This window comes from Pseudomonas promysalinigenes, from assembly GCF_014269025.2.
GTDB classification, from domain to species: Bacteria; Pseudomonadota; Gammaproteobacteria; order Pseudomonadales; family Pseudomonadaceae; genus Aquipseudomonas; species Aquipseudomonas promysalinigenes.
Genome location: NZ_CP077094.1, coordinates 2,073,608 through 2,095,568 on the forward strand (window position 1 = coordinate 2,073,608; position 21,961 = coordinate 2,095,568).

The 21,961-nt window shown below is 61.7% G+C and carries 19 protein-coding genes; 11 read left to right on the plus strand and 8 right to left on the minus strand.

Annotated elements, in window-relative coordinates; all coding sequences use genetic code 11:
• Window positions 1-71: 71 nt before the first annotated feature.
• From HU725_RS09490 to HU725_RS09510, 5 genes are read left to right on the plus strand one after another with little or no spacing between them, the layout of a single operon-like run.
• Window positions 72-3,539: a response regulator gene (locus tag HU725_RS09490; RefSeq protein ID WP_186477006.1), complete on the plus strand. Its 3,468-nt coding sequence runs from the start codon at window positions 72-74 to the stop codon at window positions 3,537-3,539.
• Window positions 3,536-4,357: a CheR family methyltransferase gene (locus HU725_RS09495; RefSeq protein WP_060479138.1), complete on the plus strand. Its 822-nt coding sequence runs from the start codon at window positions 3,536-3,538 to the stop codon at window positions 4,355-4,357. The genes HU725_RS09490 and HU725_RS09495 overlap by 4 nt, the downstream gene beginning before the upstream one ends.
• A complete protein-coding gene (locus HU725_RS09500; protein ID WP_186477007.1) occupies window positions 4,354-4,929 on the plus strand; it encodes a chemotaxis protein CheB in 576 nt (191 codons plus the stop codon). Before HU725_RS09495 ends, HU725_RS09500 begins: the two co-directional genes overlap by 4 nt.
• Entirely contained in the window at window positions 4,923-6,149 is a 1,227-nt protein-coding gene (locus HU725_RS09505; protein WP_186477008.1) for a hybrid sensor histidine kinase/response regulator, read from the plus strand. Before HU725_RS09500 ends, HU725_RS09505 begins: the two co-directional genes overlap by 7 nt.
• Window positions 6,150-6,193: 44 nt before the next feature.
• Window positions 6,194-6,571, plus strand: coding sequence for a response regulator (locus HU725_RS09510; RefSeq protein WP_060479143.1), 378 nt, complete (start codon window positions 6,194-6,196; stop codon window positions 6,569-6,571).
• Window positions 6,572-6,617: 46 nt separating this feature from the next.
• On the opposite strand, the gene HU725_RS09515 is transcribed toward HU725_RS09510, so the two are convergent.
• Genes HU725_RS09515 through HU725_RS09525 form a run of 3 tightly spaced genes read right to left on the minus strand, consistent with a single transcriptional unit; the run spans window position 6,618 to window position 9,252 of the window.
• Window positions 6,618-7,196, minus strand: a complete 579-nt coding sequence (locus tag HU725_RS09515; RefSeq protein WP_186477009.1) for a TetR/AcrR family transcriptional regulator — start codon at window positions 7,194-7,196, stop codon at window positions 6,618-6,620.
• Between the two features lie 12 nt (window positions 7,197-7,208).
• A complete protein-coding gene (locus HU725_RS09520) occupies window positions 7,209-8,057 on the minus strand; it encodes a 3-hydroxybutyryl-CoA dehydrogenase (protein ID WP_186477010.1) in 849 nt (282 codons plus the stop codon).
• A 10-nt stretch (window positions 8,058-8,067) separates the two neighbouring features.
• Complete coding sequence (locus HU725_RS09525; protein ID WP_186477011.1) at window positions 8,068-9,252, minus strand: acetyl-CoA C-acyltransferase family protein; 1,185 nt, start codon at window positions 9,250-9,252, stop codon at window positions 8,068-8,070.
• Between the two features lie 169 nt (window positions 9,253-9,421).
• On the opposite strand from HU725_RS09525, the gene HU725_RS09530 reads away from it, so the two are divergent.
• Window positions 9,422-10,468, plus strand: coding sequence for an AraC family transcriptional regulator (locus HU725_RS09530; protein ID WP_186477012.1), 1,047 nt, complete (start codon window positions 9,422-9,424; stop codon window positions 10,466-10,468).
• On the opposite strand, the gene HU725_RS09535 is transcribed toward HU725_RS09530, so the two are convergent.
• The 3 genes from HU725_RS09535 to HU725_RS09545 form a co-directional block, all read right to left on the minus strand.
• Window positions 10,437-11,960, minus strand: a complete 1,524-nt coding sequence (locus tag HU725_RS09535) for a catalase (protein ID WP_186477371.1) — start codon at window positions 11,958-11,960, stop codon at window positions 10,437-10,439. The genes HU725_RS09530 and HU725_RS09535 overlap by 32 nt on opposite strands.
• 144 nt (window positions 11,961-12,104) lie before the next feature.
• Window positions 12,105-12,647 (minus strand): WCX domain-containing protein, encoded by a 543-nt coding sequence (locus tag HU725_RS09540; RefSeq protein WP_186477013.1) that lies wholly within the window; start codon window positions 12,645-12,647, stop codon window positions 12,105-12,107.
• Between the two features lie 131 nt (window positions 12,648-12,778).
• On the minus strand, window positions 12,779-13,699 hold the full coding sequence (locus tag HU725_RS09545) for a LysR family transcriptional regulator (protein ID WP_186477014.1): 921 nt from the start codon (window positions 13,697-13,699) through the stop codon (window positions 12,779-12,781).
• A 259-nt stretch (window positions 13,700-13,958) separates the two neighbouring features.
• On the opposite strand from HU725_RS09545, the gene HU725_RS09550 reads away from it, so the two are divergent.
• Genes HU725_RS09550 through HU725_RS09560 form a run of 3 tightly spaced genes read left to right on the plus strand, consistent with a single transcriptional unit; the run spans window position 13,959 to window position 17,557 of the window.
• A complete protein-coding gene (locus HU725_RS09550; RefSeq protein WP_186477015.1) occupies window positions 13,959-15,263 on the plus strand; it encodes an MFS transporter in 1,305 nt (434 codons plus the stop codon).
• A 30-nt stretch (window positions 15,264-15,293) separates the two neighbouring features.
• Window positions 15,294-16,535, plus strand: a complete 1,242-nt coding sequence (locus HU725_RS09555; protein WP_186477016.1) for a Zn-dependent hydrolase — start codon at window positions 15,294-15,296, stop codon at window positions 16,533-16,535.
• Window positions 16,535-17,557 carry a histone deacetylase family protein gene (locus HU725_RS09560; RefSeq protein ID WP_186477017.1) on the plus strand — a complete coding sequence of 341 codons (1,023 nt, stop codon included), beginning with the start codon at window positions 16,535-16,537 and terminating at the stop codon, window positions 17,555-17,557. Before HU725_RS09555 ends, HU725_RS09560 begins: the two co-directional genes overlap by 1 nt.
• Window positions 17,558-17,671: 114 nt before the next feature.
• Here HU725_RS09560 and HU725_RS09565 read toward each other — a convergent pair whose 3' ends face one another.
• The gene (locus tag HU725_RS09565) at window positions 17,672-19,099 is read right to left on the minus strand and encodes an aminotransferase-like domain-containing protein (protein WP_060479126.1); all 1,428 of its coding nucleotides are present in this window, start codon (window positions 19,097-19,099) and stop codon (window positions 17,672-17,674) included.
• A gap of 323 nt (window positions 19,100-19,422) precedes the next feature.
• Here HU725_RS09565 and HU725_RS09570 point away from each other — a divergent pair, with 323 nt between their 5' ends.
• Window positions 19,423-20,835 carry an amino acid permease gene (locus tag HU725_RS09570; protein ID WP_060479125.1) on the plus strand — a complete coding sequence of 471 codons (1,413 nt, stop codon included), beginning with the start codon at window positions 19,423-19,425 and terminating at the stop codon, window positions 20,833-20,835.
• A gap of 3 nt (window positions 20,836-20,838) precedes the next feature.
• Here HU725_RS09570 and HU725_RS09575 read toward each other — a convergent pair whose 3' ends face one another.
• On the minus strand, window positions 20,839-21,018 hold the full coding sequence (locus HU725_RS09575; protein ID WP_186477372.1) for a hypothetical protein: 180 nt from the start codon (window positions 21,016-21,018) through the stop codon (window positions 20,839-20,841).
• A gap of 95 nt (window positions 21,019-21,113) precedes the next feature.
• Between HU725_RS09575 and tam the strand changes: the two genes are divergently transcribed.
• Window positions 21,114-21,890, plus strand: coding sequence for a trans-aconitate 2-methyltransferase (gene tam / locus HU725_RS09580; protein ID WP_186477018.1), 777 nt, complete (start codon window positions 21,114-21,116; stop codon window positions 21,888-21,890).
• Window positions 21,891-21,961: the final 71 nt, after the last annotated feature.

The window sequence follows — 21,961 nt, forward strand, 5'->3', positions numbered from 1 at the left end:
TACGGTAGGCGAGCACCGGCAGTAGCCGCCACAATCTATCCATGGACTTTTTTTCGCGCGGGCGTTTTCAGATGATTCAAGCAGCCTCGATGGACCAGCAAAGCTTTCGCAAGCTGCTGAGCCGTAATGTTGGTCTTCCGCTTGGGGTCGGCCTGCTGGGCGCCGTGGCCTTCGTCGCGGTGATCAGCTACCTACTGTCGGCCATGCAATGGGTCGAGCACACCGATCGAGTGATCGGCAATGCCAACGAAACGGTCAAGCTCTCGATCGACATGGAAACCGGCATGCGCGGTTTTCTGATCACTGGCGATGAGCGTTTCCTGGACCCTTACGAGGTTGCCAAGCCGCGCATTCTCGGCAGCCTGCGCAGCCTGCGGGACATGGTAAAGGACAACCCTCAGCAGGTTGACCGGATCGACCGGTTGATCGCATTGCAAGATGCCTGGAACGCTTTCGGTGGCGAAATGATCAGCCAGCGTCGCAATGGCGGTGACTACCGCGCATCGGTAGGCAACGGCCGCGGCAAGCGCATCACGGATGAAATCCGCAAGCAGTTCGACGACCTGATCGGTACCGAGCAACAGCTGCGTATGACCCGCACCGAGAAAGTTGGCACTGTCACTGTCACGGCTATCTCCATCTTCGTGCTGCTGATTGTCGGGCTGAGCGCCTTGCTCGCATACCTGGGCCGTCGCGATCTGCTCGCCCTGTCGGACAGCTACACCAAGAACCTGCAGGCGCAGCAGCGTTCGGCCGAACGTCTGGAACACCAGGCCTGGCTACGCAATGGCCAGACGCAACTGGCTGAGCAGGTACTAGGCCAACTGACGCTACCGATGCTGGGTGAGAATATCCTGCGATTCTTCGCGACCTACCTCGGCAGTGTGGTCGGTGCGGTATACGTGCGCGATGAACACGGCCGACTGGTCCGCGTAGCCAGCTATGGTTTGGCGGCCGAGGAGCAGGCCCGCCAGCAGGTCCTCGGAGACCATGACGGCTTATTGGCACAGGCTGTGCGCGAGGCGCGCCTGCTGCGCCTGGACGACTTGCCGCAGGATTACTATCGGCTCAGCACGGGCTTAGGCGATGGGTTGCCGCGTGGCGCCCTGCTGATGCCGGCCCGTCATGATGGGCAGATCAACGGTGTAGTCGAGCTTGGTTTCCTGCGCCCGCTGCAAGCGCGTGACGACGAGTTCATGGAGCGCGTCACTGAGAACCTCGGGATCTCGATCGAAAGCGCTCGCTATCGCCAGCGCCTGCAGGAAGTGCTTGCCGAGACCCAGCAGCTCAACGAGGAGCTGCAGGTGCAGCAGGAAGAACTCAAGACCGCCAACGAGGAGCTCGAAGAGCAGTCGCGGGTACTCAAGGAGTCGCAGGCCCACCTGGAAACTCAGCAGGCCGAGCTTGAGCAGACCAACGAGCAGTTGTCCGAACGCACCGAGGCTCTGGACCGCAAGAACGATGAACTGCGTCAGGCTCAGGACGAGCTGCAGGCCCGTGCCGACGACCTGCAGCGCTCGAGCAGGTACAAGTCCGAATTCCTCGCCAACATGTCTCATGAGTTGCGCACGCCGCTCAACAGCTCGCTGATTCTGGCCAAGCTGCTGGCCGAGAACGGTGAGGGCAACCTCAGCGCTGAACAGGTCAAGTTTGCCGACTCCATCTATTCGGCCGGCAACGACCTGCTGAACCTGATCAATGACATCCTCGATATCGCCAAGGTCGAGGCCGGCAAGCTGGAAGTTCGCCCGGAAACCACCCAGCTCGAACGCTTGGTCGAAGGGTTGCGCGGCATGTTCCTGCCGGTGGCCGAGCAGAAGGGCCTGAGCTTTGAGATAACGGTCGGGCCGCAGGTGCCTGCCACGCTGTTCACCGACCGCCAGCGCGTGGAGCAGATCCTCAAGAACCTGCTGTCCAACGCCCTCAAGTTCACCGAGCAGGGCCAGGTTAGCCTCGGCATCACCTATCAGGCCGACGCCGGCATCATATTTGCGGTGCGCGACTCGGGCATTGGCATCGCCGTCGACCAGCAGGAAGCGATCTTCGGTGCGTTTCACCAGGTCGACGGCACCAGCAACAGACGTTATGGCGGCACTGGTTTGGGCCTTTCGATCTCGCGAGACCTGGCGCACTTGCTGGGTGGGACGATCAGCGTCCAGAGCAGTCCAGGCCAAGGCAGCGTGTTCAGCCTGACGCTGCCGGCGCGCTATGAGGCACAGGACGAGGAGGTCGAAGCTCTGAGCTTGCGCCCTGCCGTCGATTGCCTACCGCCTGCGCCGAAAGTGGGCGCGCCAGCGTTGATTCACCGCCCGTTGGTCGATTTTACCGACGACCGCGACCGAGCGCCTTTCAGCAACCGTTGCATCTTGGTTATCGAGGATGAGCCGAATTTTGCGCGCATCCTCTTCGACCTGGCCCACGAGCTGGGTTACAGCTGCCTGGTAGCGCAGGCCGCTGACGAAGGCTTCGAATTGGCCGCACAGTTCGTCCCCGATGCGGTTCTGCTGGACATGCGCCTGCCGGACCACTCCGGGCTGACTGTGCTGCAGCGCCTCAAGGAGCAGCCCAGCACGCGGCACATTCCGGTTCATATCATTTCGGTAGAAGACCGTGTCGAAGCCGCCATGCACATGGGGGCAGTGGGTTACGCGGTCAAGCCAACCAGCCGCGAGGAGCTCAAGGAGGTCTTCGCCCGCCTGGAGGCCAAACTGACCCAGAAGCTCAAGCACATTCTGCTGGTCGAAGACGACGACCTGCAGCGCGAAAGCATTGCTCGTCTGATCGGTGACGACGACGTCGAAATCACCGCCGTGGGCATGGCCCAGGAGGCGCTGGCACTGCTGCGCGAGAACATCTACGACTGCATGATCATCGACCTCAAGCTGCCCGACATGCTTGGCAATGAGTTGCTCAAGCGCATGACGGCCGAGGACATCCGTTCGTTCCCGCCAGTGATCGTCTACACCGGGCGTAATCTCACCCGCGAAGAAGAGGCCGACCTACTCAAGTACTCGCGCTCGATCATCATCAAAGGCGCGCGTTCGCCGGAGCGCCTGCTCGATGAAGTGACCCTGTTCCTGCACAAAGTCGAGTCGCAGCTGTCCCATGAACGTCAGCGCATGCTCAAGACCGCGCGCAGCCGTGACAAGGTGTTCGAAGGCCGCAAGGTGTTGCTGGTGGACGACGATGTGCGCAACATCTTCGCCCTCACCAGCGCTTTGGAGCACAAGGGCGCTATCGTCGAAATCGGACGCAACGGGCGTGAGGCCATCGAGCGTCTGGAGCAGCACGAGGACATCGACCTGGTGCTGATGGACGTGATGATGCCGGAGATGGACGGCTTTGAGGCCACCCGGCTGATCCGCCAGCAAGCGCGCTGGCGCAAACTGCCGATCATCGCGGTCACGGCCAAGGCGATGAAAGACGACCAGCATCGTTGCCTGCAGGCCGGTGCCAACGATTATTTGGCCAAACCGATTGACCTGGACCGCCTGTTCTCGTTGATCCGCGTATGGTTGCCGCAACTGGAGCGAATTTGACTAGCGAACGCAACACCGACATCGAGATCAGGCTGCTGATCGAGGCGATCTACCTCAAGTACAGCTACGATTTTCGCAACTACTCTGGCGCCTCCATCAAGCGTCGGATTCTTCATGCATTGCGCCAGTTCGACTGCCTCACGGTATCGGCGCTGCAGGAGCGGGTACTGCACGACTCCGGTGTTTTCATGCAGTTGCTGCAATATCTCACCATCCCGGTCAGCGAAATGTTCCGCGACCCGAGCCACTTCCTGGCACTGCGCCAGGAAGTAGTACCGCTGCTGCGCACCTGGCCGTCGATCAAAGTGTGGATCGCCGGCTGCAGTACAGGCGAAGAGGTCTATTCGATGGCCATCCTGCTGCGCGAAGAGGGCCTGCTGGAGCGCACCATCATTTACGCAACCGACATCAACCCGCATTCTTTGGACCGCGCCAAGCAAGGCATCTACTCGATGCAGAGCATGCGCGAGTACGAAGAAAACTACCGCCTGGCGGGAGGGCGCCGTGATTTTGCCGAGTACTACACGGCCGCTTACGGCAACGCCATCATGGACGGCAGCCTGCGCGAGAATGTGACCTTCGCGGACCATAGCCTGGCCACCGACAGTGTGTTTTCCGAAACCCAGTTGGTGTCGTGTCGCAACGTGCTGATCTACTTCAACAAGACTTTGCAGGACCGCGCCTTCGGGCTGTTTCACGAATCCTTGTGCCACCGCGGTTTTTTGGTATTGGGAAGCAAGGAGTCGGTAGACTTTTCGGCTTATAGCGAGTGTTTCGAGCCGTTGGTCAAGCCAGAACGGATCTACCGCAAATCATGAAGGGCGTAGAAGCGGTGGTGATCGGTGCCTCGGCAGGTGGCGTTGCTGCCCTGTTTACGGTGCTCGGTGGCTTGCCCGCCGATTTCGACATACCGGTGTTGTGCGTGCTGCACCTGCCAGACGACCGTCACAGCCAGCTGGCCGAGGTGCTGCAGCGGCGCTTGCTGCGGCCGGTGCTCCAGGCGTGCGACAAGCAAGCAATTGCTCCGGGGCTGATCTATGTGGCCGGGCCGGGCTATCATTTGTCGGTGGAAGCCGACCTTACCCTGTCGCTGAGCCAGGAAGATCCAGTGCATTTTTCCCGTCCGGCGATCGACTTCCTTTTCACCTCGGCCGCTGACGTGTTTGGCCGTGGCTTGCTCGGTGTGTTGCTGACCGGGGCAAACCAGGACGGCGCTCAAGGGCTCGCGTACATCAAGAACAGCGGCGGCCGGACCATTGTCCAGGACCCTCGTGACGCACAGGTTGCGTTGATGCCGGAGGCCGCATTGGCCCTGCATACGCCCGACCTCATTCTTTCTCTGAGCGGTATCGCACAGTTGCTCGCTACCCTGGAAACCAGCGCATGCTAAGCCACACCACTGCCAAACTGCTGATCGTCGACGACCTGCCGGAGAATCTGCTGGCACTCGCCGCCCTCATCCATGGCGATGACCGCGAAGTGCATGAGGCGCAATCGGCGGACGCAGCGTTGACGCTGTTGCTCGAGCACGAATTCGCCCTGGCCATTCTCGATGTGCAGATGCCTGGCATGAACGGCTTCGAACTGGCCGAACTGATGCGCGGCACGGAAAAGACCCGCAACATCCCTATCGTGTTCGTTTCTGCGGCGGGGCGTGAAATGAACTACGCCTTCAAAGGTTACGAAAGCGGCGCCGTGGACTTCCTGCACAAGCCCCTGGACACCCAGGCAGTTAAAAGCAAGGTGTCGGTGTTCGTCGATTTGTATCGCCAGCGCAAGGTTCTCGATCGTCAGTTGCAGGCGATCGAGCGCAGCCGCCAGGAGCAGGCACTGCTGCTGGACCAGTTGCAAGTGGCGCGGGGCGAGCTTGAGCATGCAGTGCGCATGCGTGACGACTTCATGTCCATCGTCGCCCATGAAGTGCGTACCCCGCTCAACGGCCTGATACTGGAAACCCAGCTGCGCAAGATGCACCTGGCGCGTGGCAATCACGCCGCCTTCAGCCCCGAGAAACTGAAGGCCATGGTCGAGCGTGACGAGCGCCAGATCAACAGCCTGATTCGCCTGATCGAGGACATGCTCGACGTTTCGCGAATTCGCACCGGCAAGCTGTCGCTGCGCCCCAAGGCGTTCGATCTCGGTCAATTGGTACGCGCCCTGGTGGAAAACTTCGAGGCGCAGGCGACGGCGCTGGGTACGCACATCGAATTGCAGGCCTGTGAGGCCCTGCAGGGTGAGTGGGATGAGTTTCGCATTGAGCAAGTGCTGGCCAATCTGTTGTCCAACGCGCTGCGTTATGGCAACCGTAAGCCAGTGCGGGTGAGGGTGTTCGAGCAAGCGGGTCTAGCTTGGGTGCAGGTCCAGGACCAAGGCATCGGCATCAGCGCGGTGAACCAGCAGCGGATCTTCCAGCAGTTCGAGCGTGTGGCCAGTCAACAGTCCAGCGCTGGGCTGGGGCTGGGGTTGTACATTTCCGAACAAATCGTCCATGCCCATGGGGGGCGCATTCAGGTGCAAAGTGAGGAGGGCAAAGGTGCCACCTTCACTCTGCAACTACCCCTGGCAGGTGAAATAGAGCAAAACGACCAGCTGCGGGCAACCTCTGCGTGAGCTTGGGGTCTGATGGCCAACTGTATGAATTCGAAGGCGTTACCATGAGTGAAGATGCACAAGATGTAGTCCTGATAGTCGAGGACGAACCGGCGATCCGCATGATGCTGAGCGATTACTTGGCAGGTGAGGGGTATCACGTGCTGGAGGCCGAAGATGGTGAACAGGCGTTCGCCATCCTGGCGAGCAAACCGCACCTTGATTTGATGGTGACCGACTTCCGCTTGCCAGGGGGGATCTCCGGGGTTGAGATTGCCGAGCCGGCGTTGAAGCTGCGCCCGGACCTCAAGGTGATATTCATCAGTGGCTACCCGGCCGAAATCCTGGAGTCCGGCAGCCCTATCGCGCGCAAGGCGCCAATTCTGGCCAAGCCGTTCAACCTCGATACTCTGCGAGCCCAGATCCAGGCCGAGTTGCGTTAAGCGCCTGGCCGGCTCACGAGGGCAACTGCGATAACGCCTGAACAGCTTAGCGCAGGGTCCTTTCGATGCCGCCCAGCAACAGGCTTTCCATCAACCCGAGGCCCTGTTGTTCCGGCAGTCTTTTGAGCATTGCAGGCAACTGGTTGAGCAGGTTTGCAACGACATGCGCCGCTGCCATGCGCGCGTCGCCCTGCAGGCTGGCCTGGGGCGCGATCATGCTCAGCAACCTTGCCTCGTAGCGCTCGCGCAATAAAGCCAGCTGCATCTGCTGCTGCTCGCTCAAGCAGCATATGTCGCGCTCGGCCAGGCGAAACTGCAATGGCCGTTCTGCGTGCAACTGCCAATGAGCGGCGATCAGGCAACTCAATGCAGACTCACCACGGGCCATGGCCCTTCGACCTTGCTCCAGGGTCGCCTGCAGTTCTTCGTACAGTTCCTCGATCAGGTCGTACAGCAGGTCCTGCTTGCTGGGGAAGTGGTGATACAGCGAGCCTGCGGTCAGGCCGATATGCGCTGCCAGCTCGCGCATGCTGACCTGGCCAAAGCCTTTTTCAGCGAACAGCGCCATGGCCCGGTCGCGACGTTCTTCGAAATCGACACAGCGCGTGGCAGTGACCGGGGGCATGGTGCGTGCTCCTCAGTAAGTGAAGAAACCACGGCCGCTCTTGCGCCCCAGCCATCCGGCCGCGACCATTTCCTTGAGCAGTGGAGCGGGGCGATATTTGCTGTCGTTGAAGCCTTCGTGAAAAGCCTCCATGATCGCCAGCAGCGTATCCAGGCCGATCAGGTCGGCCAGGGCCAGTGGCCCGATCGGCTGATTGCAGCCCAGGCGCATGCCGGTGTCGATGTCCTCGGCGCTGGCCAGGCCTTCCTGTCGGACGAAGATCGCTTCGTTGATCATTGGCACCAGAATGCGGTTGACTACAAAACCTGGGCGGTTGCCAGCGGTTATCGGGGTCTTGCCGAGCTTCTCGGTAACCAACAGGGCTTGGGCGTAGGTGCTGTCTGTGGTCTGCAGACCTCGAATGATCTCGACCAGGGCCATCATCGGCACCGGGTTGAAAAAGTGCACGCCAATGAAGCGTTGGGGGTGTTCGATGCTGGCGGCCAACTGGGTGACCGACAGCGACGAGGTGTTGGTGGCGATCAGGCAGTCGGACGCCACATTGGCGGCCACCTGCTGAAGGATGCGCTGCTTGAGCTGAAGGTTTTCGGTCGCAGCCTCGATCACCAGTTGCGCGGCACCCAGTTGTGAGTAGTCGGTGCTGGTGCGGATGCGCGCCTTTGCCGCCTCGGCGTGCTCGGCGCTGAGGGTGGCCTTGCTCACCTGACGCCCCAGGTTTTTGCTCAAGGTACTCATGCCGCGCTCCAGCGCGGCGTCGGAAACATCCACCAGCAGCACTTCGTAGCCAGCTACCGCACACACTTGTGCAATACCGTTGCCCATGGTGCCGGCGCCGATGACGGCAATGTGTTCAATCGTCATGCTCACCCCCTCAGACGCGCTCGAAGACCACGGCGATGCCTTGGCCACCGCCGATGCACATGGTGGCCAGTGCATAGCGACCTTGAATGCGTTGTAGCTCGTGGATGGCCTTGGTCGCGATGATCGCGCCAGTGGCACCGACTGGGTGGCCAAGGGAAATACCTGAGCCGTTGGGGTTGACCTTGTCCGGATCGAAGCCAAGCTCGCGGGCGACGGCGCAGGCTTGGGCGGCGAACGCTTCGTTGGACTCGATAACGTCCAGGTCACCGACGCTCAAACCGGCTTTCTCCAGCACCTTGCGCGTCGCTGGGATCGGGCCCAGGCCCATCAGCTCTGGCTCGACGCCGGCGTGGGCATAGGCCACCAACCGCGCCAGGGGTTTAAGGCCCAGGCGGCGCACGGCGTCGCCAGTGGCAAGCACCAGGCCAGCGGCGCCATCGTTGATGCCGCTGGCGTTGCCGGCGGTGACAGTGCCGTCTTTCTTGAACACGGTCTTCATACCGGCCAACTGCTCAGCGGTGACCTCGGCTCGTACGTGCTCATCGACAGCGAATTGTACAGTGCCTTTACGGGTTTTCAGCTCCAGCGGCACGATCTGGCTGTCGAAGCGGCCTTCTGCCTGGGCGCGGGCGGCGCGGCGCTGGCTGGTCAAGGCCAGCTCGTCCTGCATCTGGCGAGTGATGCCTTGCTGGGCTGCGACGTTTTCTGCGGTGATGCCCATGTGGAAATGCTCGAACGGATCCTGCAGCACGCCAACGGTGTAGTCGATGCCTTGCAGGTCGCCCATGCGTGCCCCCCAGCGCGCTTGCGGCAGCATATATGGGCCACGGCTCATGGATTCGGCACCGGCGGCCAGCGCTACGTCGGCATCCCCAAGCAGCAGGCACTGCGCCGCCGAAACGATGGCTTGCAACCCGGAACCACAGAGGCGGTTGACATTGAATGCCGGCGTTTCCTTGGGTATACCGGCGTTCATCGCTGCCACCCGCGACAGATAGGCGTCGCGAGGTTCCGTGGGAATGACATTGGCCATTACCACATGGCCGATCTGCTCGGCGGCCACGCCCGAACGCTCAATGGCGGCGCGGGTTACGGCGGTGGCCAGCTCGGCCAACGGCAGGTCCTTGAGGCTACCACCGAAACCGCCGATGGCGGTTCGCACGGCACTGACGACGTAGATTTCTGCGCTACTCATAGAAGCTCCGATTGCGAAGGCATGGCGGGGGTGGGCCAGGCTCTGCGAGAATGGCCGGCGGCCCCCGAGGTGGGTCCGAGTCTAGGCAAAGGCTGCGTCGCGGCCTATGCCGGATCTGTTCAGTCAACCTGGCATTTTTTGCCACTCAGCATAGACAGGGAATTGCGCGATGCGCGATAGCGATACGGTCGCGGTGTATTTTCTCAATGCCATGCTGCACGCCTTGCGCGACCAACCTGAACTGCTCCAGGCCCGCCTGCGGGATGTGGGCATCGACCCTGCCGTGCTTGGCCAGCCACAAGGGCGGGTGCCGGCCAAGGCTTTCGCTCGCCTGTGGTTGGAAATGATCGAGCTGCTGGGCGACGAGTTCTTTCGCTTAGATAGCCACGGCATGCCGCTGGGCAGCTTTGCCCTGATCTGCCGTGGTTTAATTCATGAGCCGAACCTGGAAAAGGCCTTGCGCCAGTGCATAAGCGGCTTTGCCCTGTTCCTTCGCGACCTGCGTGGCAGCCTGACGCTGCGCGCAGGGCGCGCGGTGATCAGCGTGCAGTCGCAGATCACCGACCCGCTGACCCGGGTGTACGCCGAGGAAACCTATCTGGTGCTGGTGATCGGGCTGTTGTGCTGGCTGGCCGGGCGGCGCATCAGCATCGACCGCACCGAGCTGGCAGTGGCGCGCCCGCCCCAGGACGATGACGCGCTGCTGTGGGGGCCGGACCTTCGCCTGGGCAGTGGGCGCACCGAGGTCGAGTTCGACAGTGCATGGCTGCGCTTACCCGTGATACAAGACCTGCCAGCATTGAAGACCTTCTTGCGCAGTGCGCCACAAGGCCTGGTCATTCGTTTTCGCAATAACAGTGGCCTGGTAGCCAAGGTCTACCGGCACTTGCGCGCCCGGCACTACGGGCAATGGCCGACATTGGCAGTCATGGCCGAGCAGCAAGGGGTCAGTGCCAGCACCTTTCGCCGCCAGCTCGAGCGAGAAGGGCGCTCCTATCAGCAGATCAAGGATGAAGTGCGCCGCGCAATGGCTTTCGAGCGCCTGCGCGACGGTACGCTGAGCATCGCTGAAATTGCCGAGCAGGCAGGTTTTCAGGAGCCCAGCGCGTTCCACCGAGCGTTCAAGAAGTGGACCGGGTACAGTCCCGGCAGTTACCGGACCCGTTTGGCAGGGGCTGCTGAGCTCAGTCCTGCAGGTCTGCTGCCAACATCTTGACCCGCTTCAGGTCGCCGCCAGCTACCTTCGCTACCCGAGTACCATAGTCGGCATCGGCTTTGTACAGGAATGACAGGATGATGTGCTTGCTCTGGTCATCGGCAGCCATCAGCGATTGGCCAAAGCTGTTGACCAGGTCGCGTTGCTCGCTTTTCGAATAGGCGCGGTAAAGCTCACCGGCCTGCTTGAAGTTCTGCTCGCGGCTGATCCCCTGTTGCTGAGTGCTGCCGCTCAAGGCCAGTTGGCTGTGGCGCGCCGAGTCGCTTGTGCTGCGCGGCTGTAGGCGGCTGGGCTGGTAGTTGACCATGTCGCGGGTCCGATTGGGGTTCAGCGCACCGTCCTGATTGCCATTGTTGACCCGCACCCGTGGCTGGTTGATCGGCAGGCTACCGGCGTTGGCACCTACACGGTACATCTGGGTGTCGGCATAGGCGAAAAGCCGGCCCTGCAACAACCGGTCTTCGGAGGGCTCGATGCCCTTGATCAGGTTCGAAGGTGCCAGTGCGACCTGCTCGGTTTCCTGGAAAAAGTTGCCGACATTACGGTTGAGCACCATCTGCCCAACCCGACGCTCGGGCACGTCAGGCCAGATTTTGGTGGCATCCAGCGGGTCGAAATCGAAATCGGCCAGCTGCTCGGGGCGCAGTGTCTGGATGTACAAGTCCCACTTGGGGTAGTCGCCAGTGGCAATGGCGCCCACCAAGTCTTCGGTCATGTGACTGAAGTTCTTGCCTTGGATCTGTTCAACAGCCTTGGGGTCGAGGTTTTCCCGGCCTTGCAGGCTCTTCCAGCGAAACTTCACGTAGGTGGGCTCGCCCTGGGCGTTGACGAACTTGTAGGCATGGACGCTGTTGCCATCCATGTACCGGTAGCTTTTCGGTGTGCCTTCGTTGGAGTACAGCAAAGTCAGGGTGCGAGTGGCCTCTGGCATGTGCGAGAACAGGTCGAAGCGCCGGGCATCGTTGCCCAGGTTGTTGCGCGGGTCTGGCTTGAAGGCATGGACCATGTCCGGGAATTTGATGGCGTCGCGGATAAAGAACGTTGGAAAGTTGTTGCCAACCAGGTCCCAGTTGCCCGCCGAAGTGTAGAAGCGGGTGGCAAAACCGCGCGGGTCGCGCAGGGTTTCCGGCGAGTGCAGGCCATGTACTACCGACGAAAAGCGCACGAACACTGGCGTTTTTTCACCTGGGGTAAATAACGGCGCTGTGGTCAGTGCAGACAGGTCTTCGGTGGCGGTGAACTCGCCATGGGCCCCCGTGCCACGCGCATGCACCACACGCTCGGGTATCCGTTCGCGGTCGAATCGTTGAAGCTTCTGGATAAGTTGCACATCCTGCAGCAAGGTTGGGCCAGCGGCACCTGCGGTCAGGGAATGCTGATTCTCACCCACTACCGCGCCATTATCGCGGGTCAAGGGCATGGCCAGCAGTGCTGGGCTTGCAAGCACACTGGCGCACAGCAGCGTCAGCGCAGGGTAGCGGGAGGGGTTCATGAACATGGAAATGGCACTCGCTTGATCGAAGGAGTGCCAATGCTAGTGATGCCACTAGCCCCTCACCGTAAGGGTGTACGGTTCGTGCTGTATGATATTTCACTGCGCTGGCCGAGCGGCAGCACCTGGGGCAACCCTAATCGGTCAATACCCTTCGTCGTTCAAGGCCAGGCTCTGGCGAAGCTGTGCGATCAATGACAGGCGCAGCGTTTCTGGCGCCTTTACCTTGATCGAGCTGGCCTGGGAGAGCAGCCAGCCCATCAGCGCTCGGCTGTCTTGGACCGTGGCCGCGAGCATTGCTCCGCCATCATCTTGGTGGGCAAGATGCATGTCAGCGGACAGCGGCTGGCCTTCCAGGCGACGGGCCAAGCCATCATCGACCCAGGCATGCAGCTCGATCTGCTGGGATGGGCAAAGCGCGTCCGGCTGTAGCTGCTCTGCGCCGTTCAAGCTAAGGCCGGGCTGCCAATACCAGCCGTAAGGCATGCCTTTGCTATTGCAGTGCAGCGGGAACAGCATTGCCAGCTCGTTGAGGTCGCGCTCCACGGTGCGCTTGCTGGTCTTGTGCCCAGCCCGTGCCAGCGCGGCCTGCAACTGCGTGGAGCTCATTCCGGGATGGCGGTCGGGGAGCAGTTTGAGCAGCTGCCATTGTCTGGCGATGGTGTGGCGGGTTGGATGGCTGGGCACAGAGCTTCGTCCTTGAACGCCAGCTACGACGGGTAACTGGATGATGGCAATTGGCTACTTCGCCAGCATACTCTTTTGACCAAGTGGATCCAAGTTCAGCCGGATTGGCGGTGTGCAGTGTTGCGGATGGCTCAAGGATTCGTTTCTATCAGGCTGTGCTGCAGCGCCTCGATGAACAGCACTTCGGCGCGGCTTAACCTTTGGTCTTTGTTCCACAACAAGTGGATATCGACATCGGCGATGCCCTCCACCGGTGGTAGTTTCCACAGCAAACCAGCCGCTACATCCGCTGCCACCACATGCTCGGGCAGGCAACCAATGCCGAACCCGGCAATCACCAGCCGCCGCACTTCTTCAAGGCTTGGCGAAGACGCCACGATCCGCCCGGAAAAGCCCTGCTGATCGCGGAAGATGGCGAGCGGCGACAGCATCCCGCCGATCTGGTCGCTGGTGAAACTAACGAAATTCTCCCGCTGCAGGTTGCCCTCAGGCTGGCCGAACAACGCATGATGCTTGCCGCAGAAAAACGCATAACGCTGGCGCAGGAATAGCCGCTGCTCCAGCCGTGGCTGCGGTCGGCGATAGAGGCTCAGCCCGGCGGTGGCGGTCTTCTCCTGTAGGGCAGCGACGATGTCGGAGCTGCGCATCACATCGATTTCCAGATCGACCCTGGGGTGCTGGCGGTGGAAATCCGCAAGCATGTCATCGAAGCGCGCGCTGACGATGCGGCTGATCATCAGCAAGCGCACCCTGCCCACCAGTTCATCGGCCGGCTGCTCCAGCAGGCCGCCGATTTGTGACATCTGGCCGTAGACCTCGCCGGCCAGTTGAAAAAGCTGCTCGCCCACTTCGGTCAATACAAAGCGTGGGCCTCGGCGAGCGATAAGCTGGCGCCCAAGCTGCTCTTCAAGGCGTTTGAGCGCCTGGCTGACGGCAGGTTGAGTCAGGTGCAGGCGCGCGGCGGCGCGGCTGATGGACAGCTCTTGGCCGATGACGCGAAAGGTGCGCAGCAGGTTCCAATCGAGGCGGTCGTTGAGTAGACGGTCGGGCATGGCACACTCGATGATAAGCAGGGCTAATAATGCGAATAATAAATAGAAAATTGACTAATCATAGCCTCAGGACGATAAATCATCGTCATTCAGGCCTGTGGCCTTGGTGTTGGATGCTTCGCGAGTAAGCCCCAAGCCCGCTGTAGCGCAAGCGAGCTCACCCCGAAAGCATGCAACACCGGCCGCAAGCCCAAGCGCCGCCAGAGCGTCACCGTGACCCCGTCAACTCCTGCCAAAAAAACAAGCAAAGGAGCCCCCCATGAAGCCCGCCGCTTCGCCCCAGCCGCGCCGCGCTGCCGCCGCCGCATTCATCGGTACCATGATCGAGTGGTACGACTTTTACATTTACGCCACCGCTGCCGCCCTGGTATTCGGGGACTTGTTTTTCCCCTCCGATAACAGCCTGTTCAGCACCATGGCCGCGTTCGGCACCTTCGCCGTGGGCTTCTTTGCCCGGCCACTGGGCGGCATCGTGTTCGGCCACATGGGCGACCGCATTGGCCGCAAGAAGTCGCTGGTCATCACCCTGTTGATGATGGGCATCGTCACCGTGTGCATCGGCCTGTTGCCGACCTATGCGCAGATCGGCGCTGCCGCTCCGGTGCTGCTGATCATCCTGCGCGTGGTCCAAGGGATCGCCGTGGGCGGCGAGTGGGGCGGGGCGGTGTTGATGGCTGGCGAACATGCGCCCACGGGCCGGCGTAATTTCTTCGCCTCGTTCGCCCAGCTGGGCAGCCCGGCAGGCCTGATCTTGTCGCTGCTGGCATTTGGCGCGGTGACTCGCCTGCCAGAAGCAGAATTGATGAGTTGGGGCTGGCGTGTGCCGTTTCTGGCCAGCGCTCTGTTGCTGCTGGTGGGCCTGGCGATTCGCCTAGGGGTCAACGAGTCGCCAGAATTCATCGCCAGCCGCGAGCAGGCGGCCCGAGCCAAACTCGCCGAGCAGGCGCCAGTACTGGAGGTGCTGCGCACCGCCTGGCGCCCACTGCTGCTTTGCATAGGTGCCAATACCTTGGGTATCGCTGGGGTCTATTTCACCAACACCTTCATGATCAGCTACACCACCCAGCAACTGCACCTTGAGCGCTCGCTGATCCTCGAATGCCTGTTCTTCGTGGCCGTCATCCAGTTCTGCGTGCAGCCGCTGGCCGCCTGGCTGTCGGAAAAGCTTGGTGCCACCCGCTTCCTGGCCTTGGTCGCAGGATTGGCAATGGCCTCGCCGTACCCGATGTTCGTGCTGGTCAGCACCGGCCAAGGCCCGCTGATCGTGCTCGGCATCGCCTTGGCTGCAGCGTGCATGGCGTCGTTCTACGCGGTGATCGCCGGCTATGTCAGCGGCATGTTCGAAACCCGGGTGCGCTATACCGCGATTTCACTGGCCTACCAGGTGTGCGGTGCCCTTGCCGGTGGCCTGACCCCGCTGATCGGTACCTGGCTGGCCCACAGTTTCACTGGCCAATGGTGGCCGATGGCCGTGTTCTACACGCTGATCGCCACCCTTTCGCTGGTCTGCGTGCTCGCCCTGGCGCGTCAGTACGCCCGTAGCCAGCGCCTGGGGCTGGTCTGATCGATCCACCTGATTCTGGAGTACCCGCACATGTTGAAAAGCAATGGCGAACGCCTGTGGGCTAGCCTGATGGCCATGGCCGAAATCGGCGCCACGGCCCGTGGCGGCAGCTGCCGCCTGGCCCTGAGCGACGAAGACAAAGCCGGTCGCGAACTGTTCAGCCACTGGTGCCGCGAGGCGGGCCTGACGCTGTCGGTGGATGCCATCGGCAACCTGTTCGCGCGCCGCGCCGGTAGCGACCCGGGCGCCGCGCCGGTGATGATGGGCAGCCACCTCGACACCCAACCCGAAGGCGGCCGTTTCGATGGTGTCTATGGGGTGCTGGCTGGCCTTGAGGTGGTGCGCCGCCTCAACGACCTAAACATCCACACCCGCAAGCCGCTGGAAATCGCAGTGTGGACCAACGAAGAGGGCGCCCGCTTCACCCCGGCCATGTTCGGCTCGGCGGTGTTCACCGGCACCCTGGCCCTGGAGCAGGCGCTGGCCATACGTGATGCCGATGGTATCAGCGTCGCCGACGAGTTGCAGCGCACCGGCTATGCCGGTCAGCGCCCGCTGGGCGGCCAGGTCGATGCCTACTTCGAGGCACATATCGAACAAGGCCCGATCCTTGAAGACAATGCCAAGGCCATCGGTGTGGTCAGCGGTGGGCAGGCCATCCGCTGGCTGGACGTCACAGTCCAAGGCATGGCCGCTCACGCCGGTACCACACCGATGCCGCTGCGAAAGGACGCTCTCTACGGTGCTGCGCAGATGATCCAATTGGTCGAGCGGTTGGCGGCTGATCATGCGCCGCACGGCCTGACCACCGTGGGTGAACTGACGATCGCCAAGTCCTCGCGCAATACCATCCCCGGTGTGCTGCGCTTTACCGTCGACCTGCGCCATCACCGCGACGACACCCTCGAGGCCATGGAGCGCGACCTGGCCTTGAAGCTACAGGCCATCGCCAGCCAGCGCGGCTTGCAGGTTCGTATCGAGCGCCACTGGGCCAGCCCGGCCACCCCGTTCGACCCTGACTGCGTGGCCGCCGTGCAGCAGGCGGTGGACGGCCTGGGCTACGCGCAACAGTCCATCGTCAGCGGTGCGGGCCACGACGCCATCCTGCTGGCCCGCTATTGCCCGACGGCGATGGCGTTCATCCCCTGCGTCGGCGGCTTGAGCCACAACGAAGCCGAAGACGTCTTGCCCGAGCATGCCCGCCAGGGTGTCGACGTGCTGCTCAATGCCGTGCTGGCGCGCGCCGGCCAGGTCGCACAAGGAGAAGCCTGATGCGTTGCTACTTTCACCCCGAACAGCTGTTGCACCATCCGCGCAGCTACTACTCGCGCGGCGCCATGCGTACCCCACAGGAAGTCCCCGACCGTGCCCGGCATCTGCTCCACGCCGTCAAGGACCTGGATTTTGACATCCGCCAGCCCGAAGACGCAGGCCTAAAGCCGCTGAAGGCAGTGCATGGTCAGGCCTACCTGGCGTTTCTCGAACAGGCCCATGCGCGCTGGAAGGAAGTGCCCGAGGACTGGGGCGAAGAGGTGATGTCGAACATCTTCGTGCGCGAGCCCAACGCCCTGCGCGGCATCCTCGCCCAGGCTGGGCGCTATCTGGCTGATGGCAGCTGCCCGATAGGGGAAAATACCTGGCGTTCGGCCTACTGGTCAGCGCAGAGCGCAGTGGCTGCCGCCAAGGCCATTCTCGATGGTGAGCCGGCGGCCTATGCTTTGTGCCGGCCACCAGGGCACCATGCGCGGTTCGATGCGGCGGGTGGATTCTGCTACATCAACAATGCTGCCGTGGCGGCCCAGGCCCTGCGCAGCCGCTACAGCCGTGTAGCGATACTCGATACCGACATGCACCACGGGCAGGGGATTCAAGAGATCTTCTACGAACGCGACGATGTGCTGTACGTGTCGACCCATGGTGACCCGACCAACTTCTACCCTGCAGTTGCCGGGTTCGAGGGCGAGCGCGGCAGGGGGGCGGGGACGGGATACAACCTCAACCTGCCGATGGCGCACGGGGCTAGCGAGGCAGACTTCATGGGGCAGTTGCAGATTGCGCTGGATGCGGTGAAGGATTTTGGCGCCCAGGTGCTGGTGTTGTCACTTGGGTTCGATATCTATGAGCTGGATCCGCAGAGCAAGGTGGCGGTGACGACGCAGGGGTTTGCGGCGTTGGGTGAGCGGATTCGGGCGTTGGGTTTGCCATGTGTGATTGTGCAGGAGGGGGGGTATCACCTGGAGAGTTTGGAGGCGAATGCGCGGGCGTTCTTTGCGCAAAAGGCTGACTGGCGATAATCGGCAACCTAACAGCTCTGAAACATTTGCTGATTACTGGGCGGCAGTGCCGCCCTTTTTGCTGGTTTCGGCTGAACAGCTCAACTGGCTGTGGGCACCATTTGGCAAAGGCTGCTACCTTGCCCCACCGCGCCTCACATGCTTGACCAGCACTTTCTCCAAAAGCTCCCACATCGCCGGATCCGTACTGAATGCAACATTGAACCGCATCCACCCGGTGGCCTGGGCATCGACCATGAACAACTGCCCGGGCCCGAGCATGATGCCTTTCTCCAAGGCATCGTCCAGCAAAGCAGCACTGTCCAAAATGGCCGGGTGCCGGGTCCAGATGTACATGCCTTCATCCGATTCGGTGAACAGCTCGAAGCCCAACCGATGTAAATGCCGGCCAACGGCCTGATGCGCGTCGGCCAGCCGCTGGCGCAGACGCTTGAGGTGCTTGCGCCAACGCCCGTCGATGATCGCGGCATACACCACGCGCTCCATCACCTGCGACGTGGTCAGCCCCGAGCGCATCTTCAGGTGCAGCAAGTTTTGTGACAACTGCGGGTTGGCCAGCAAATAGCCGACCCGGACATTGGGCGAAATACTCTTTGAGTAGCTGCCCACGTACACCACCTGCTGCAGATGGTCGAGGCTGGCCAGGCAGGGTTGCGGCTCGGCGACCATGTCGGCATACAGGTTGTTTTCCACCAGGCGGAAGCCGTGTTGGCTGGCCAACTGCAGCAAGCGGTGCAGCTGTGGCAGCGGGGTGCGTGAGCAGGTCGGGCTATGCAGGTGCGGCTGAGTGAAGAACGCGGTAGGGCGGTGGTGGGTCAGCAGCTGTTCCAGCTGATTGAGGTCATAGCCGTTCGGGGTGCGTGGCACGCCGACCAGGGTTGCCCCTTGGGTACGCAAGATGCTCATCAGATTGGGGTAGCCTGGGTCGTCCACCAGCACCACGTCACCCGGCCTTACCAAGGTGCGCACGGCCAGGTCCAGTGCCTGGCTGGCACCGTGGGTCAACATCAGCTGCGCCGGGTTGCAGACGATCGACAGCTCCTGCTGCAGGTTCTGCGCCGTCAGCGCCCGTAGCTCTGGAAGGCCCATCGGGTCGCCGTAGCCTGAAAGTTCCAGCGGGCTGCCGGCCACCTGACGCAGGCCGCGGCGCAAACCTTCCTCGTACATCCATTCATTGGGCAGCCATCCACAACCAGGTTTGAATGGCAGCTGGCGGGTTTCGAAGATCTGCTGCAGGTACCATTCGGAGTTGAACGATGGTCGAGTGGCGTCGGCCTCAGCGCTGTGAGTGTCCAGCAGTTCCGCTGCGGCCCGATTGACAAAGAACCCGGCATTGCCCTTGCTCACCAGCAGACCTTGAGCCACCAGCCGGTCGTACGCCTCTACCACGGTAAAGGTACTCACCGAGTAGCTCGCAGCGAACGCCCGGATAGATGGCACCTTGGCGCCGGGCTTGAGGGTCTGGTTATCGATCAGCTCGCGCAGGCCGTCGATGATCTGATTGACCAACGGCGTGGAAGCGTCTGGATGTAGTTCGAACATTAGGGGCCTTCAGGGTGCGGAACGCCAGGCGCCAATGGGGTGTATTGCATTGGCGGCCTGTACAGTGCAGTGCGAGATTCATGCCACTGTGCATGGCTCTCTACGCCGGACATTTTTACATTAGGTTGCAGATAGCGCCACACAAAGCATGTTCAGTTCGCCTCAGGTGTCACCTGGGGCGCGTCAGCAGGCCGCCACGGAAGGCCTGCGTGTGTCTATGCACACCATCCTGCCCGCATTAGCACTGATGTACAGGTGAAACCGAGAGCCATCGGGGTTTCACAGTTTTCCTTGGATAAAAAGAAGCACGGGGTACACAACTGATGGACGCAACATCCACAACCACCTCCGCCAAAGGCGAGCACGAGAGCAAGCTCAGTGCCTCGCTTAAGTCGCGCCACCTGACGATGATGTCGATCGCTGGGGTGATCGGCGGCGCCTTGTTCGTCGGCTCCGGCAGCGTGATCCACAGCGCCGGCCCAGCGGCCGTACTGGCCTACCTGGCCGGGGGCATCCTGGTGGTGCTGATCATGCGCATGCTCGGCGAAATGGCGACATCCTCGCCCGACACCGGCTCGTTCTCGACCTATGCTGACCGTGCCATCGGCCGTTGGGCTGGCTTCACCATCGGCTGGCTGTACTGGTGGTACTGGGTCATCCTGATGGCCTGGGAAGCGTACGTGGCGGGCAAGATCCTCCATGGCTTCTTCCCCGACGTCAGCGTCAACGTGTTCGTGCTGGCCACCACGCTGCTGCTGATCACTGTCAACTTCTTCAACGTCAAGCACTACGGTGAGTTCGAATTCTGGTTCGCGCTGATCAAGGTCGTGGCGATCGTCTGCTTCCTGGTGGTTTGTACCGCCGCAGTGATGAACATCTGGCAGTTCGGTGAGGTGCGGGGCATCACCCACCTGACCGCCGAGGGTTTCATGCCCAATGGCATCACCACCGTGATCGGTGCGTTGCTTGGGGTGATGTTCGCCTTCCTGGGTGCCGAGATCGTCACCATCGCCGCATCCGAAGCCAAGGACCCTGCTACCCAGATCGTCAAAGCCACCAACTCGGTGGTATGGCGAGTGTGCCTGTTCTACGTGGGCTCGATCTTCCTGATCGTCTGCCTGGTGCCATGGAACGACCCGCAACTGGGCGTTTCCGGCTACGGCGCGTACCGCCGCACCCTGGAGCTGTTGGGTGTACCGCACGCTGAACTGCTGATGAATTTCGTGGTGCTGACGTCGGTGAGCAGTTGCCTTATCTCGGGCCATTACACTGCTTCGCGCATGCTGTTCTCCCTGGCCCAGCGCGGTGATGCGCCATCGTTCTTCAAGATCACCCGCGCCGGTACCGGTGTGCCGGTATACGCCATCATCGGCTCCTGCATGGTGGCGGTGGTCTGCGCGCTGATCAACTTCAGTGAGACCCTGCGCCCCAAAGACGTGCTGGAAACCCTGATGAACACCACCGGTATGATTGCCCTGTTGGTGTACCTGGTCATCGCCTTCTCGCAACTGCGCATGCGCCGCAAGCTGATCGCCGAGGGCAAGGAAGTGCGCCTTAAAATGTGGCTGTTCCCATGGCTGACTTACCTGGTGATCGCTTTCATCATCGCTGCCCTGGTGACCATGGCGTTCATGCCTGACTACCAGATTCTGGTGATCTCTACCGGCATCGCCGCTGCCCTGGTGGTAGCCATGGGCGTGGTCCACCAGATCCGCTCTGGCAAGCAGCAGCACTAAGCCTTACTCGCTGTCGGAAGCGGCCGGCTCCCTCGTGGACCCGGCCGTTTCGCGTTGCTGGGCCTGGTGTTTTTCTGCCGGCATGTGAAAGCGCTGGTTCATCCAGGGTGAGCCGAGCAGTGCGGCGGCGGCAATCAATGCCACGATGGCCAGAGCCAGAAAGATTTTCATCGGCATGCGCATACAGGGAATGACTACAAGCATAGGCGCACAGTTCAGGCCCATTGGCTTGGCTACATGGCGTATGCTCACAGCATCGCCCTTAGAAGGAGCCGCCCATGGCCTGGTCCGCCACCCAGTACTCGCTGTTCGAAGATGAACGTACGCGCGCTGTGCGCGACCTGCTGGCCGCCGTGCCGCCAAGGCCGGTGCGCCATGCCACCGATCTGGGCTGCGGGCCGGGCAATTCCACCGAAGTGCTGTTGCAGCATTGTCCAGATGCGCTGGTGGTCGCGCTGGACAGCGACCCCGACATGATCGAGAAGGCACGCCAGCGCAAGCGCTTGCTGATTCCGCGGGTGCGCTGCGAGATCGCCGACACCGCTGGCTGGGCCGCCCCAGAGCCTCAGGACCTCATTCTGGCCAATGCCTCGCTGCAATGGGTGCCCGACCACGGCTCGCTGTACCCGCACCTGGTGCGCCAGCTGAACGAAGGCGGCAGCCTGGCCGTGCAAACCCCGGACAACCTTGATGAACCGGCACATCGGCAGCTGCGCGAGATCGCCGGGCGTGGCCCCTGGGCGGGCAAGTTCAGCGATTTCAGCCTTCCACCGCGGCACAATGCTGCTTTTTACTACGACCTGCTCAGCCCACTGTGCACACGGGTCGACGTGTGGCGCACCACCTATCATCATCCGCTGCAGGGTGGCGCCGAGGCAGTGGTGGAGTGGTTCAAGGGCTCGGCGTTGCGGCCGTACTTGAGCAAACTCGAGGCTGACGAGCAGGTGGATTTTCTGCAGATGTACCTGCAGGCCATGCAGCGTGACTATCCGCCATCGACCGACGGCAAGGTATTGCTCCCATTCCCACGCTTATTCGTCGTGGCGACCCGATAAGGTCGGTATACCCCACCTGCGCTCAGTATTGGCTCAGCGATTAAAGTAAATTAGAATCACTACCATTTACT

Excerpts from the sequence above, each read along its gene's own strand:
- HU725_RS09560 (WP_186477017.1), top strand. The coding sequence starts at position 16,535 with ATGCGTTGCTACTTTCACCCCGAACAGCTGTTGCACCATCCGCGCAGC.
- HU725_RS09505 (WP_186477008.1), top strand. The coding sequence starts at position 4,923 with ATGCTAAGCCACACCACTGCCAAACTGCTGATCGTCGACGACCTGCCG.
- HU725_RS09555 (WP_186477016.1), top strand. The coding sequence starts at position 15,294 with ATGTTGAAAAGCAATGGCGAACGCCTGTGGGCTAGCCTGATGGCCATG.
- HU725_RS09500 (WP_186477007.1), top strand. The coding sequence starts at position 4,354 with ATGAAGGGCGTAGAAGCGGTGGTGATCGGTGCCTCGGCAGGTGGCGTT.
- HU725_RS09570 (WP_060479125.1), top strand. The coding sequence starts at position 19,423 with ATGGACGCAACATCCACAACCACCTCCGCCAAAGGCGAGCACGAGAGC.
- HU725_RS09490 (WP_186477006.1), top strand. The coding sequence starts at position 72 with ATGATTCAAGCAGCCTCGATGGACCAGCAAAGCTTTCGCAAGCTGCTG.
- HU725_RS09565 (WP_060479126.1), bottom strand. The coding sequence starts at position 19,099 with ATGTTCGAACTACATCCAGACGCTTCCACGCCGTTGGTCAATCAGATC.
- HU725_RS09530 (WP_186477012.1), top strand. The coding sequence starts at position 9,422 with ATGCGCGATAGCGATACGGTCGCGGTGTATTTTCTCAATGCCATGCTG.
- tam (WP_186477018.1), top strand. The coding sequence starts at position 21,114 with ATGGCCTGGTCCGCCACCCAGTACTCGCTGTTCGAAGATGAACGTACG.
- HU725_RS09535 (WP_186477371.1), bottom strand. The coding sequence starts at position 11,960 with ATGAACCCCTCCCGCTACCCTGCGCTGACGCTGCTGTGCGCCAGTGTG.
- HU725_RS09545 (WP_186477014.1), bottom strand. The coding sequence starts at position 13,699 with ATGCCCGACCGTCTACTCAACGACCGCCTCGATTGGAACCTGCTGCGC.
- HU725_RS09525 (WP_186477011.1), bottom strand. The coding sequence starts at position 9,252 with ATGAGTAGCGCAGAAATCTACGTCGTCAGTGCCGTGCGAACCGCCATC.
- HU725_RS09515 (WP_186477009.1), bottom strand. The coding sequence starts at position 7,196 with ATGCCCCCGGTCACTGCCACGCGCTGTGTCGATTTCGAAGAACGTCGC.
- HU725_RS09550 (WP_186477015.1), top strand. The coding sequence starts at position 13,959 with ATGAAGCCCGCCGCTTCGCCCCAGCCGCGCCGCGCTGCCGCCGCCGCA.
- HU725_RS09520 (WP_186477010.1), bottom strand. The coding sequence starts at position 8,057 with ATGACGATTGAACACATTGCCGTCATCGGCGCCGGCACCATGGGCAAC.
- HU725_RS09510 (WP_060479143.1), top strand. The coding sequence starts at position 6,194 with ATGAGTGAAGATGCACAAGATGTAGTCCTGATAGTCGAGGACGAACCG.
- HU725_RS09575 (WP_186477372.1), bottom strand. The coding sequence starts at position 21,018 with ATGCGCATGCCGATGAAAATCTTTCTGGCTCTGGCCATCGTGGCATTG.